This is a genomic window from Blautia sp. LMAG:89 (genome assembly GCF_008679485.1).
GTDB lineage: Bacteria > Bacillota > Clostridia > Lachnospirales > Lachnospiraceae > Blautia_A > Blautia_A fusiformis.
Genome location: NZ_NANC01000003.1, coordinates 169,519 through 181,873, shown reverse-complemented (window position 1 = coordinate 181,873; position 12,355 = coordinate 169,519). Strand labels below are relative to the sequence as shown.

Here is a 12,355-nt window from a genome sequence, read left to right as displayed (position 1 = left end):
GGATTGTTCCCATGAAGCAGCTTTTCCCCCGTGGAAAACGTATCCGTCCCACGGATAAAGACCTTGTGTCCCATACTGCCCTTGCTGCCCTGTTCCCTGTCTTCCTGCTGGTTGTCCTACTGTTTCATATCCGGCAAATAGCCGGAACCAACTGGCAGGAAGTGCCCCTCTCCCAGATAGCACAGGATGTAAATATCCCTTACCTGTTATTCAGCATGGGCATGGCAGGGCTGGTGTGTCTTACAACAGTTCTTCTGTTCTGGCGATACCGCAGGGACGAAGTAAAGCAGCTCATCCACCGCCAAAAGCTGGCAAGGATGGTGTTGGAAAACAAGTGGTATGAATCGGAGCAGAGAACGGAAGACGCTTTTTTCAAGGACTTGTCTTCCAGCCGTTCCAAAGAAACCATCACTTACTTTCCCAAAATCTACTACCGGATGAAACAGGGCTTGCTCCATATCCGTGTAGAAATCACCTTGGGGAAATATCAGGAACAGCTCTTAAACTTGGAGAAAAAACTGGAAAGCGGCTTGTACTGTGAGCTGACGGATAAGGAATTAAAGGATTCCTATGTGGAGTACACCCTGCTCTATGATACCATTGCCAACCGTATCTCCATTGAGGACGTACAGGCAAAGGATGGCAGACTCCGGCTCATGGAAAATGTCTGGTGGGAGTATGACAAGCTCCCCCATATGCTCATTGCCGGAGGAACCGGCGGCGGAAAGACCTACTTCATCCTGACCCTCATTGAAGCCCTGCTCCGCACCAACGCCGTCCTGTTCGTGTTAGACCCCAAAAACGCCGACCTTGCGGACTTACAGGAGGTTATGCCGGATGTGTACTACAAAAAGGAAGATATGCTCGCCTGTATTGACCGTTTCTATGAGGAAATGATGAAACGCAGCGAAGACATGAAGCTCATGGAGAATTACCGGACAGGGGAAAACTACGCTTACTTGGGGCTTCCGGCAAATTTCCTTATCTTTGATGAATATGTGGCATTTATGGAAATGCTCGGCACAAAGGAAAATGCCGCTGTCCTCAACAAGTTAAAACAAATCGTTATGCTTGGGCGGCAGGCTGGTTTCTTCCTGATTCTCGCCTGCCAGCGTCCGGACGCAAAGTATCTGGGGGATGGAATCCGTGACCAGTTCAATTTCCGTGTGGCTCTGGGGCGGATGTCGGAAATGGGCTATGGGATGATGTTCGGGGAAACCACAAAGGACTTCTTCCTAAAGCAGATAAAAGGGCGTGGCTATGTGGATGTGGGAACCAGCGTTATCTCGGAGTTTTACACACCCCTAGTACCCAAAGGACACGATTTCCTCAAAGAAATAAAAAAACTGACAGACAGCAGGCAGGGAGTGCAGGCGGCGTGCGAAGCGAAAGCCGCAGAAACGGACTGACCTGCTGTGGCTGGTGTGCCGCAAGGCACGCTAGCATAAACCCCTCGTATCTAACAGAGGGGTACAAATCGACAGGCAACAACCAAACAACAGGGCAGAATCCCACGGTACACAAGGGATTTTTCCCATATCCGGCGTATGTCAACAAGGCTCCGAAAGTTGACATACGCTTTTTTAGACAGGAGGGATTTTCGCTGAACGAAGAAACATGGGTACGGGACATCAAAGAGAAACGGGAAGTTTACGGTATCTCACAACAGAAACTTGCCTTAGCTGCCGGAATTACCCGTCCGTACCTGAGCGATATTGAAACGGGCAAGGCTCACCCATCCGAAACATTACAGGAAACCATCACGAAAGCTCTGGAACGCTTCAATCCAGACAATCCCCTTGAAATGCTCTTTGACTATGTGCGGATTCGCTTTCCCACTACGGATGTGAAGCATATCGTGGAAGACGTGCTGCGGCTAAAACTGCCTTACTTTATCCATGAAGACTACGGCTTCTACTCTTACACGGAGCATTACTATCTGGGGGATATTTTCGTTCTGGTATCACCGGAACTGGAAAAAGGGGTGCTGTTGGAACTGAAAGGGCGTGGCTGCCGCCAGTTTGAAAGCTATCTGCTGGCACAGGAACGGAGCTGGTATGAATTTTTCATGGACGTTCTCATGGAGGACGGCGTGACGAAGCGGCTTGACCTCGCTATCAATGACAAAACGGGAATCCTGAACATTCCCAATCTGACAGAGAAGTGCCGGAATGAGGAATGTATCTCGGTCTTCCGCAGCTTCAAAAGCTACCGCAGCGGCGAACTGGTACGGCGTGGGGAAAAAGAATGTATGGGGAACACCCTGTATATTGGTTCCCTCCAAAGTGAGGTGTACTTCTGCATTTACGAAAAGGACTATGAGCAGTACAAGAAGCATGATATTCCCATTGCGGACGCAGAGGTAAAGAACCGCTTTGAAATCCGGCTGAAAAATGAGCGTGCCTTTTACGCCATCCGTGACCTGTTAGAACATGACAATCCAGAACGGACAGCCTTTCAAATCATCAACCGCTATGTCCGGTTCGTGGACAGGGACGATACAAAGCCCCGTTCTGACTGGCGTATCAGTGAGGAATGGGCGTGGTTTATCGGGGAACACAGGGGAAGCCTGAAACTGACAACCAAACCGGAACCCTATTCCTTTGAACGCACCCTGCACTGGCTCTCACATCAGGTAGCACCCACCTTAAAGCTGGCTCTCCGTCTGGATAAGATGAACCACACCCAGATTGTCCATGACATCATCACCCATGCAAGGCTGACGGAGAAGCATGAAAAAATCCTGAAGCAGCAAGCCGCCGCTGCAAAGGAGGTGGTGCTTTAACGGCGGCAATCTTGAAACATAAGGAATCTTACAAGAAAGAAAGGAGCTTTTATGAATTTCGGACAGAATCTTTACAACTGGTTTTTATCCAACGCCCAGTCCCTTGTGCTGCTGGCAATCGTGGTGATTGGACTGTACCTTGGATTTAAGAGGGAATTTTCCAAACTTATCGGTTTTCTGGTGGTGTCCCTTGTAGCGGTCGGTCTGGTCTTCAATGCGGACGGTGTAAAGGACATTTTACTGGAACTGTTCAATAAGATTATCGGTGCATAGAAAAAACATATCACACTTCCGTTATGGAGCAAGCTCTGATTGCTTCATAGCGGAAGTCCACTAGGGGCTTGGGGAGCGTAACTCCCCAAAAGAAGCCTGACGGAGAATGGAGGTGACACTGTGGAAGAAATGCGGATTTACATTGCCAACTTAGGAAAATACAATGAGGGCGAACTGGTGGGGGCATGGTTTACGCCGCCTGTGGATTTTGAGGAAGTCAAGGAACGTATCGGCTTGAATGATGAGTATGAGGAATACGCCATCCATGACTATGAGCTGCCCTTTGAGATTGACGAATACACCCCCATTGAGGAAGTCAACCGCCTGTGTGAAATGGTGGAGGACTTACCGGAGTACATTCAGGAGGAACTATCAGAGCTGCAATCCTACTTTGGCAGTATCGAAGAACTCTGTGAGCATGAAGACGATATTATCTGCCATTCCGGCTGTGACGATATGGCGGATGTGGCTCGCTACTATCTGGAAGAAACTGGACAGCTTGGGGAACTTCCGGCACACTTACAAAACTATATCGACTATGCAGCCTATGGGCGTGACATGGAATTGGAGGGAACCTTTGTTGTCACAAACCACGGCGTATATGAAATCTTACGGTAGACCCGTCTGTATCTCTTTCAAGAAATACAGGCGGCTTTTTTATTCAGGGGCGGCTTTTGCTGCCCCATCTTTTAGAAAGGACGGACAACATGAAAAAAATACGAAGCTATACCAGTATCTGGTCGGTGGAAAAGGTACTATATTCCATCAATGATTTTAAGCTGCCATTCCCCATCACGTTCACACAGATGGCGTGGTTCGTGGTATCGGTGTTTGCAGTTATGCTCTTGGGGAACCTCCCTCCCCTTTCGTTCATTGACGGGGCATTTTTGAAATATTTCGGCGTACCCTTTGCCCTCACTTGGTTCATGTGCCAGAAGACCTTTGACGGGAAGAAGCCTTACGGCTTCCTGAAATCCGTACTGGCATATCTGGTACGCCCGAAACTGACCTATGCAGGAAAGCCCGTGAAGCTGGAAAAGGAATCTCCGGCACAGCCCATCACGGCAGTAAGGAGTGATATTTATGGCATATCCGATTAAGTATATCGAAAATAACCTTGTGTTCAACCATGATGGGGAGTGCTTTGCTTACTATGAGCTGCTTCCCTACAACTATTCCTTTTTAAGCCCTGAACAGAAATATCAGGTACACGATTCGTTCCGGCAGCTTATCGCCCAGAACAGGGACGGGAAGATTCACGCCCTGCAAATCAGCACGGAATCCAGCATACGGGCGGCACAGGAACGCTCCAAACAGGAAGTGACAGGCAAGCTAAAGGACGTTGCCTGTGCAAAGATTGACGCACAGACCGAAGCCCTGATTTCCATGATAGGGGAAAATCAGGTGGACTACCGCTTTTTTATCGGCTTCAAGCTGCTTGTCAATGAGCAGGAAGTCACCATGAAGCAGTTTCGCAGGGAAGCAAAGACCGCCGTTTCCGATTTTCTCCATGAAGTCAACCACAAGCTCATGGGGGATTTTGTTTCCATGAGCAATGAGGAAATCTGGCGGTTTCAGAAGATGGAAAAACTGTTGGAAAGTAAAATCTCACGCCGCTTTAAAGTCCGGCGGCTTGATAAGGACGATTTTGGTTATCTGATTGAGCATTTATACGGGCAGACCGGAACCGCCTACGAAGATTATGAGTATTACCTGCCAAAGAAGCGGTTTCAGGAAGAAACGCTGGTGAAATACTATGACCTCATCAAACCCACCCGTTGTCTGATAGAGGAAAACCAGCGGTATCTGAAAATCGAACAGGAAGACGGGACGGTTTATGCCGCCTACTTCACCATCAACAGCATTGTGGGGGAACTGGACTTCCCATCCTCGGAAATCTTTTACTATCAGCAGCAGCAATTCACTTTTCCCATTGATACCTCTATGAATGTGGAGATTGTGACAAACCGGAAAGCCCTCTCCACGGTGCGGAACAAGAAAAAAGAGCTGAAAGATTTGGACAACCACGCATGGCAGAATGACAGTGAAACCAGTACAAACGTGGTGGACGCTTTAGACAGCGTAAATGAGCTGGAATCCACCTTAGACCAGAGCAAGGAATCCATGTATAAGCTGTCCTATGTGGTGCGTGTGACGGCTCCCGACTTGGAAGAACTGAAACGCCGCTGCAATGAGGTAAAAGATTTTTATGACGATTTGAACGTGAAGCTGGTTCGCCCCTTTGGGGATATGCTGGGGCTGCATGGGGAATTTCTCCCTGCCAGCAAACGGTATCTGAACGATTACATCCAGTATGTCACCAGCGACTTCCTTGCTGGTCTTGGCTTCGGGGCAACCCAGATGTTAGGGGAACCGGAGGGTATTTATATCGGGTACAGCCTTGATACGGGAAGAAACGTGTACTTAAAGCCTGCCCTTGCCAGTCAAGGGGTAAAAGGCTCTGTCACCAACGCCCTTGCTGCCGCTTTTGTCGGCTCCCTCGGCGGTGGAAAATCATTCAGTAACAACATGATTGTCTACTACTGTGTATTATTTGGGGCACAGGCACTCATTGTTGACCCGAAAGCAGAACGGGGACGCTGGAAAGAAACCCTGCCGGAAATCGCCCATGAAATCAATATCGTAAACCTGACCTCAGAGGAACAGAACAGGGGCTTACTCGACCCGTATGTGATTATGGAGAACCCAAAGGATTCCGAATCACTGGCAATCGACATCCTGACCTTTTTAACGGGCATTTCCAGCCGTGACGGGGAAAAGTTCCCTGTTCTTCGGAAAGCCATCCGTGCGGTGACAAACAGTGAGGAACGGGGGCTTTTCAAGGTGATTGAAGAACTACGGGCGGAGGGAACCACCATCAGCACCAGCATAGCAGACCATATTGAATCCTTTACGGACTATGACTTTGCACACCTGCTCTTTTCGGATGGGGATGTCACACAGTCCATCAGCCTTGAAAAGCAGCTCAATATCATTCAGGTGGCGGATTTGGTGCTGCCGGATAAGGAAACCTCGTTTGAAGAATACACCACAATGGAACTGCTTTCCGTGGCAATGCTCATTGTAATCAGCACCTTTGCCCTCGACTTCATCCATACCGACCGCAGTGTGTTTAAGATTGTGGATTTGGATGAAGCATGGAGCTTCTTACAGGTGGCACAGGGCAAGACCCTCTCTATGAAGCTGGTTCGTGCCGGACGTGCCATGAACGCAGGCGTTTACTTTGTCACCCAGAACACGGACGATTTACTGGATGAAAAGCTGAAAAACAATCTGGGCTTAAAGTTTGCGTTCCGTTCCACGGACATCAACGAAATCAAGAAGACCCTCGCCTTTTTCAGTGTGGATTCCGAAGATGAAAACAACCAGAAGCGGCTCCGTGACTTGGAAAACGGGCAGTGCCTTATCAGTGATTTGTACGGGCGTGTGGGAGTGATACAGTTCCATCCTATCTTTGAAGACCTGTTCCATGCCTTTGATACCAGACCGCCCGTAAGAAAAGAGGTGGAATGATGGTGATACATAGAACTTCCAACGGGCAGCAACTCCCTGTTCCCTATTCAGAAAAAAAGGGCTTGTCTTGGAAAATAGCAGGAAAAGTGATTGGCAGGGTGCTTCTGGCACTCCTGCTCATCCTCCTGCTGCTGGCAGTCTTCGGCACAGCCGCCCACGCTGCCGGACTGGTGGATGATACGGTGGACGCTGCCAACGAATACAGCAAATATCCTCTGGACAACTACCAGCTTGATTTTTATGTGGACAGCGGATGGGACTGGCTCCCGTGGAACTGGCTGGACGGTATCGGAAAACAGGTGATGTACGGGCTGTATGCCATCACAAATTTTATCTGGACAATCAGCCTGTACCTTTCCAACGCCACGGGGTATCTGATTCAGGAAGCCTACTCGCTGGACTTCATTTCCTCTACGGCGGATTCCATTGGGAAAAATATGCAGACCCTTGCAGGCGTTACCACAGGCGGCTTGTCCTCGGAGGGATTTTATGTCGGGTTCCTGCTGATTCTCATTCTGGTAGTGGGGATTTACGTTGCCTACACAGGGCTTATCAAACGGGAAACCACAAAAGCCATCCATGCCGTTGTGAATTTCGTGGTGGTGTTCGTGCTGTCCGCTTCCTTTATCGCCTATGCCCCTGATTATATCGGGAAAATCAATGAATTTTCCGCAGACATCAGCAATGCCAGCCTGACCCTTGGCACAAAGATTGTGCTGCCGAACTCGGAAAGTCAAGGAAAAGACAGCGTGTATTTGATACGGGACAGCCTGTTTTCCATTCAGGTCAAGCAGCCGTGGCTCCTGCTGCAATACGGCAACTCGGATGTGGAAAGCCTTGGGACTGACCGTGTGGAACGCCTGCTCTCAACCAGTCCAGACGAAAACAACGGGCAGGACAGGGAAGAAATCGTAGTGGAGGAAATCGAAGACAGGGAAAATACGAACCTTACCATCACAAAGACCATCAACCGCTTGGGAACCGTCTTCTTCCTGTTCATGTTCAATATCGGTATCTCCGTTTTTGTATTCCTGCTCACGGGGATAATGATTTTTTCACAGGTGCTTTTTATCATCTATGCCATGTTCCTGCCTGTGAGCTTCCTCCTTAGCATGGTTCCCTCTTTTGAGGGGATGTCAAAACGTGCCATTACGAAACTGTTCAATACCATCCTTACCAGAGCCGGAATCACCCTGATTATCACGGTAGCGTTCAGTATTTCCACCATGCTCTACAACCTGTCTGGGGAATATCCGTTCTTTCTGACGGCGTTCTTGCAGATAGTGACCTTTGCCGGAATTTATTTCAAGCTGGGGGATTTGATGGGGATGTTCTCCTTGCAGAGCGGCGATTCCCAAAGCATGGGAAGCCGTATCATGCGAAGACCCCGTATGCTCATGCACGCCCATATGCACCGTTTACAGCATAAGTTAGGACGTTCTGTGGCGGCTCTTGGGGCTGGTACGGCTGCCTACCATGCAGGAAAACAGGCTGGCTCAGACCAGAGAACTGCTTCCAGCTCCGGTTCTTCCAAACGGACACAGGCAGACCACAGCAGACCAGACGGGCAGGCAGCACCGGAAAAGGAATCCGCATGGAAACGGGCTGGCTCTGCGGTAGGTGCGGTGGCAGATACCAAAGATAAGATAAGCGATACTGCTGGACAGCTTCGGGAGCAGGCAAAGGATTTGCCCGTCAATGCAAAGTACGCCCTTTACCACGGGAAAACACAGGTATCAGAGGGAGTACGGGATTTTACTTCCAGCGTGACCCAGACCCGAACTGCCAGAGCCGAACAGCGAAACGCACAGGCAGAAAGCCGCAGACAGACCATTGCAGAACGCAGGGCGGAACTGGAACAGGCAAAACAACAGCAAAAGACAGCTTCCGAAGTACTCAAAGGAGCGGCTCCTGTCCATGAACGCCCTGTTACTGCAAAGCAGCCGGAAGATTTCCAAAACCATGCAGATACCATTCATGCAGGAAAACCAGCCATGCAGCCTGCTTCCCCATCCATCAGGGAACGGGGACAGGTTCCTTATGGGGGAACTGTGGCAGAACGGGCTTCGGTTCCGGTGGTAAAAGCGGCTTCCATCCACCATGAACAAACACCGCCTGTAAGGACAGAACGCCAGATAGTCCCTCCGGCTTCCCCAGACAAACCAGAGGAAAGACAAAAGACAACTACTACACCTGCTGCTCCCCGTCCGGCAAGACCTGTCCATAACGATACGGCTCCTGTGATACCGGAAAGAAAACGGGCTGCCCCTGCGGTAAAAGAATCGAACTTTACCATCCGGCGTACCACCGCCAGAAAGGAGTGGACAAAAACGGAAAAAGCAGCTGCCAAACAGAAGAAAGGGGAGAAGCCATGAAGTTAAGACACCTTTTCTTTGCCTGTTCCGGCGTGTTCGTGATGATGTTCTCCCTGCTCCTTTTGGTGGTGATTGTCTTCTCGGATGAGGAAGACGGCGGAAGCGGCGGAAACCTTATCTATGGGGGTGTGAGCGTATCACAGGAAGTCCTCGCCCATAAGCCTATGCTGGAAAAGTATGCAAAGGAATATGGCATAGAGGAATACTTAAATGTACTGCCCGCCATCATTCAGGTGGAATCCGGCGGCACGCTAGAAGACGTTATGCAGTCCTCGGAATCTCTGGGGCTTCCCCCGAACTCCCTGAGTACAGAGGAATCCATTAAACAAGGCTGCAAGTATTTCTCGGAACTGCTCGCAGCGGCAGAAACAAAGGGCTGTGACTTAAACAGCGTGATTCAATCCTATAATTACGGCGGCGGTTTCCTAGACTATGTGGCAGGACACGGAAAAAAATACACCTTTGAACTGGCAGAGAGCTTCGCAAGGGACAAATCCGGCGGAAAGAAAGTCACCTACACCAACCCTGTTGCGGTAGAGAAAAACGGGGGCTGGCGATATTCCTATGGAAATATGTTCTATGTCCTCTTGGTATCGCAATACCTGACCGTGGCACAGTTTAATGATGAAACGGTACAGGCTATCATGGACGAAGCCTTAAAGTATGAGGGCTGGACGTATGTGTACGGGGGCGATTCCCCCTCCACTTCCTTTGACTGTTCGGGACTGGTGCAGTGGTGTTATGGAAAGGCAGGAATCGCCCTGCCACGGACAGCTCAGGAACAGTACAATGTAACGCAGCACATCCCCCTGTCCGAAGCAAAAGCAGGGGATTTGGTCTTTTTCCACTCCACCTACAACGCCGGAACCTACATCACCCATGTGGGGCTGTATGTGGGAAATAACCGGATGTACCATGCCGGAAATCCCATTGGCTACGCAGACCTGACAGGCTCCTACTGGCAACAGCACCTTGCCGGAGCCGGACGAATCAAACAATAAGAAAGGATGAACCGATATGATTCAGATTAGAAAAGAGGATAACCAGAAAAAGCAGAAAGAAAAGAAACTGAAAGTTTACAAAGTCAATACCCACAAAAAAACCGTAATTGCCCTGTGGGTGCTGCTGGCAGTGAGCTTCCTGTTTGCCGTCTATAAGAATTTCACGGCGATAGACATTCATACTGTCCATGAAACCAAAGTAATTGAGGAAACCATCCTCGACACCCACAAGATAGAAAACTTTGTGGAGAATTTCGCAGAAGTCTACTATTCATGGGAACAGTCCGCCGCTTCCATTGATAACCGGACAAACGCTTTAAAAGGGTATCTTACCGGAGAACTGCAAGCCCTGAATGTAGATACTGTCCGAAAGGACATCCCCGTATCGTCTGCCCTGACCGATTTTCAGATATGGGAAATCACAGAAGAAAAGGAACAGCATTATGAAGTGACTTATACGGTGGAACAGCGTATTACAGAGGGGGAATCCGGTAAAACCGTCCGTTCCGCCTATCAGGTGACGGTCTATGTGGACGGCTCTGGAAACCTGACGATTATCCAGAATCCTACCATCACCAGCGTTCCCGTAAAATCCGGCTATACGCCAAAAACGGTACAAAGTGACGGTACGGTGGATTCCATCACCACAGAAGAAATCAACGAATTTCTCACCACCTTTTTCAAGCTGTACCCTACGGCAACCGCAAAGGAGCTGACCTATTATGTGAATGAGGGCGTGCTGAAACCTGTGGGGAAAGAATATATCTTCTCGGAACTGGTGAATCCGGTCTACAACCGAAACGGAAATCAGGTGACGGCTTCCCTTGCGGTGAAATATCTGGATAACCAGACCATGACAACACAGGTATCGCAGTTTGACCTTGTGCTGGAAAAGAACGGGGAAAACTGGAAGATTGTGAAATAGAGCTATATAAATACAGAAGACACATTGTATTTCTTGAAAGATTACAATGTGTCTTCTCATTAAAATTCTGTTCTGGACATTCACCTGTCCTCTGTTTCGACTTTGGCTATCTCTTTTGCTGTGGCGGTGACTACCCGTATTCCTTTCTCGCTCATACTATCAAGCAATGTATCAAGTTGTCTGCGTTGTGTATCTTTTTCCGCTGATTTATCTGGGAAAAAGAATTGGTCTACGGATATATCATAACGTGTTACAAGCTCATAAAAGATTTGCAAACTCGGCTGTTGCCCTTTATTTTCAATGTTAGCAAGATAACGTGGTGAGATATACATTTCATCACTTACTTTCTTGCGGCTCTCTTTTCGTTCGGTTCTCGCTGCTTTGATAGCTTGTCCGAAAGCCTTAAAGTCATATTTAGCTGTTGGTCTTTTTGCCATATTTATTCACCCATATACATTCTACTGTTCCTCTTTCATACTGAATACGTCTACACAGTTCCTATTTATAGCCATAATAATTCATAGACTTGCACTTGCTATTATTCGTATGTCCGACTATAATTATACTGATATGATTTGTAGAAAGGACTTGGGTGTTATGGAATATATGTCTTGCCACGAAGCAGCGAAGAAATGGGGGATTTCTGAACGACGTGTACAGATTCTTTGTAAGGAAGATAGAATACCGAGAGTTTCAAAAATCGGTTATATGTGGTTGATACCAAAGGATGCAGAAAAACCTGTTGACGCAAGGAGAAAGGAGTTTAAGCATGAGTAACTTATTACTTTTAGAAGATGATATTAGCTTAATAGACGGGTTGTATTACTCTCTAAAGAAAAATGGTTTCTACGTTGATATTGCCCGTACTGTTGAAGAAGCAGAAAAGCAATTAGCGCAAATCGAAAAATACGATTTGCTTATTCTTGATGTGACACTGCCGGACGGAACAGGCTTTGAGGTTTGCAAAAATGTGCGGAAACATAACAAACAAATACCGATTATCTTTTTGACTGCTTCTGATGAAGAAGTCAATATTATTCGTGGCTTGGATTGTGGCGGGGACGATTATGTTACAAAGCCCTTTAAGTTGGGGGAACTATGTTCCCGTATTCGTGCCTTGTTACGACGTGCAGGAGTAACACCTCAGGACAAGGCAAGTGTATTGAAATGTGGGGACATTTCGATTGACTTTTTAAGTTGCCGCGTAATTTTGAACAATAAAATACTAGAACTGACAAACGCAGAATACCGTCTGCTTTGTCTGTTAGTACGAAATGCAAATCGCATTGTTTCTAGAGATATTATTCTAAATGATTTATGGGACGGTACAGGAAATTTTGTTGACGATAACACCTTATCGGTTTATATCCGGCGGCTTCGCGAAAAAGTGGAAACTGACGCTTCCCACCCGCAGCGCTTAATAACCATTCGCGGCTTTGGTTATCAGTGGAAAGAGGTGTAA

General features: G+C 48.2%; 11 protein-coding genes. 10 read left to right on the top strand and 1 reads right to left on the bottom strand.

What is annotated here, in order from left to right; genetic code table 11:
- The first annotated feature begins 11 nt into the window (after positions 1–11).
- The 9 genes from CCC70_RS01070 (at position 12) to CCC70_RS01030 (ending at position 10,893) form a co-directional block, all read left to right on the top strand.
- A complete protein-coding gene (locus tag CCC70_RS01070) occupies positions 12–1,409 on the top strand; it encodes an FtsK/SpoIIIE domain-containing protein (protein WP_118209966.1) in 1,398 nt (465 codons plus the stop codon).
- A 164-nt stretch (positions 1,410–1,573) separates the two neighbouring features.
- The gene (gene mobT / locus CCC70_RS01065) at positions 1,574–2,785 is read left to right on the top strand and encodes a MobT family relaxase (protein WP_118209979.1); all 1,212 of its coding nucleotides are present in this window, start codon (positions 1,574–1,576) and stop codon (positions 2,783–2,785) included.
- A gap of 51 nt (positions 2,786–2,836) precedes the next feature.
- Positions 2,837–3,058, top strand: a complete 222-nt coding sequence (locus CCC70_RS01060; protein ID WP_002570387.1) for a hypothetical protein — start codon at positions 2,837–2,839, stop codon at positions 3,056–3,058.
- Between the two features lie 129 nt (positions 3,059–3,187).
- The gene (locus tag CCC70_RS01055; protein ID WP_173721802.1) at positions 3,188–3,676 is read left to right on the top strand and encodes an antirestriction protein ArdA; all 489 of its coding nucleotides are present in this window, start codon (positions 3,188–3,190) and stop codon (positions 3,674–3,676) included.
- A gap of 89 nt (positions 3,677–3,765) precedes the next feature.
- The gene (locus CCC70_RS01050) at positions 3,766–4,158 is read left to right on the top strand and encodes a conjugal transfer protein (RefSeq protein WP_118209964.1); all 393 of its coding nucleotides are present in this window, start codon (positions 3,766–3,768) and stop codon (positions 4,156–4,158) included.
- On the top strand, positions 4,142–6,592 hold the full coding sequence (locus CCC70_RS01045) for an ATP-binding protein (RefSeq protein ID WP_287084093.1): 2,451 nt from the start codon (positions 4,142–4,144) through the stop codon (positions 6,590–6,592). The genes CCC70_RS01050 and CCC70_RS01045 overlap by 17 nt, the downstream gene beginning before the upstream one ends.
- Positions 6,592–8,967 (top strand): CD3337/EF1877 family mobilome membrane protein, encoded by a 2,376-nt coding sequence (locus CCC70_RS01040; RefSeq protein ID WP_118625512.1) that lies wholly within the window; start codon positions 6,592–6,594, stop codon positions 8,965–8,967. The genes CCC70_RS01045 and CCC70_RS01040 overlap by 1 nt, the downstream gene beginning before the upstream one ends.
- On the top strand, positions 8,964–9,968 hold the full coding sequence (locus CCC70_RS01035; RefSeq protein ID WP_287084092.1) for a bifunctional lytic transglycosylase/C40 family peptidase: 1,005 nt from the start codon (positions 8,964–8,966) through the stop codon (positions 9,966–9,968). The genes CCC70_RS01040 and CCC70_RS01035 overlap by 4 nt, the downstream gene beginning before the upstream one ends.
- 16 nt (positions 9,969–9,984) lie before the next feature.
- Entirely contained in the window at positions 9,985–10,893 is a 909-nt protein-coding gene (locus tag CCC70_RS01030) for a conjugal transfer protein (protein WP_118209960.1), read from the top strand.
- 80 nt (positions 10,894–10,973) lie between these two features.
- On the opposite strand, the gene CCC70_RS01025 is transcribed toward CCC70_RS01030, so the two are convergent.
- A complete protein-coding gene (locus CCC70_RS01025; RefSeq protein WP_118209959.1) occupies positions 10,974–11,330 on the bottom strand; it encodes a helix-turn-helix transcriptional regulator in 357 nt (118 codons plus the stop codon).
- 332 nt (positions 11,331–11,662) lie between these two features.
- On the opposite strand from CCC70_RS01025, the gene CCC70_RS01015 reads away from it, so the two are divergent.
- On the top strand, positions 11,663–12,355 hold the full coding sequence (locus tag CCC70_RS01015) for a response regulator transcription factor (protein ID WP_118209958.1): 693 nt from the start codon (positions 11,663–11,665) through the stop codon (positions 12,353–12,355).

Excerpts from the sequence above, each read along its gene's own strand:
- CCC70_RS01045 (WP_287084093.1), top strand. The coding sequence starts at position 4,142 with ATGGCATATCCGATTAAGTATATCGAAAATAACCTTGTGTTCAACCAT.
- CCC70_RS01060 (WP_002570387.1), top strand. The coding sequence starts at position 2,837 with ATGAATTTCGGACAGAATCTTTACAACTGGTTTTTATCCAACGCCCAG.
- CCC70_RS01040 (WP_118625512.1), top strand. The coding sequence starts at position 6,592 with ATGGTGATACATAGAACTTCCAACGGGCAGCAACTCCCTGTTCCCTAT.
- CCC70_RS01025 (WP_118209959.1), bottom strand. The coding sequence starts at position 11,330 with ATGGCAAAAAGACCAACAGCTAAATATGACTTTAAGGCTTTCGGACAA.
- CCC70_RS01030 (WP_118209960.1), top strand. The coding sequence starts at position 9,985 with ATGATTCAGATTAGAAAAGAGGATAACCAGAAAAAGCAGAAAGAAAAG.
- CCC70_RS01015 (WP_118209958.1), top strand. The coding sequence starts at position 11,663 with ATGAGTAACTTATTACTTTTAGAAGATGATATTAGCTTAATAGACGGG.
- CCC70_RS01070 (WP_118209966.1), top strand. The coding sequence starts at position 12 with ATGAAGCAGCTTTTCCCCCGTGGAAAACGTATCCGTCCCACGGATAAA.
- CCC70_RS01035 (WP_287084092.1), top strand. The coding sequence starts at position 8,964 with ATGAAGTTAAGACACCTTTTCTTTGCCTGTTCCGGCGTGTTCGTGATG.
- CCC70_RS01055 (WP_173721802.1), top strand. The coding sequence starts at position 3,188 with ATGCGGATTTACATTGCCAACTTAGGAAAATACAATGAGGGCGAACTG.
- CCC70_RS01050 (WP_118209964.1), top strand. The coding sequence starts at position 3,766 with ATGAAAAAAATACGAAGCTATACCAGTATCTGGTCGGTGGAAAAGGTA.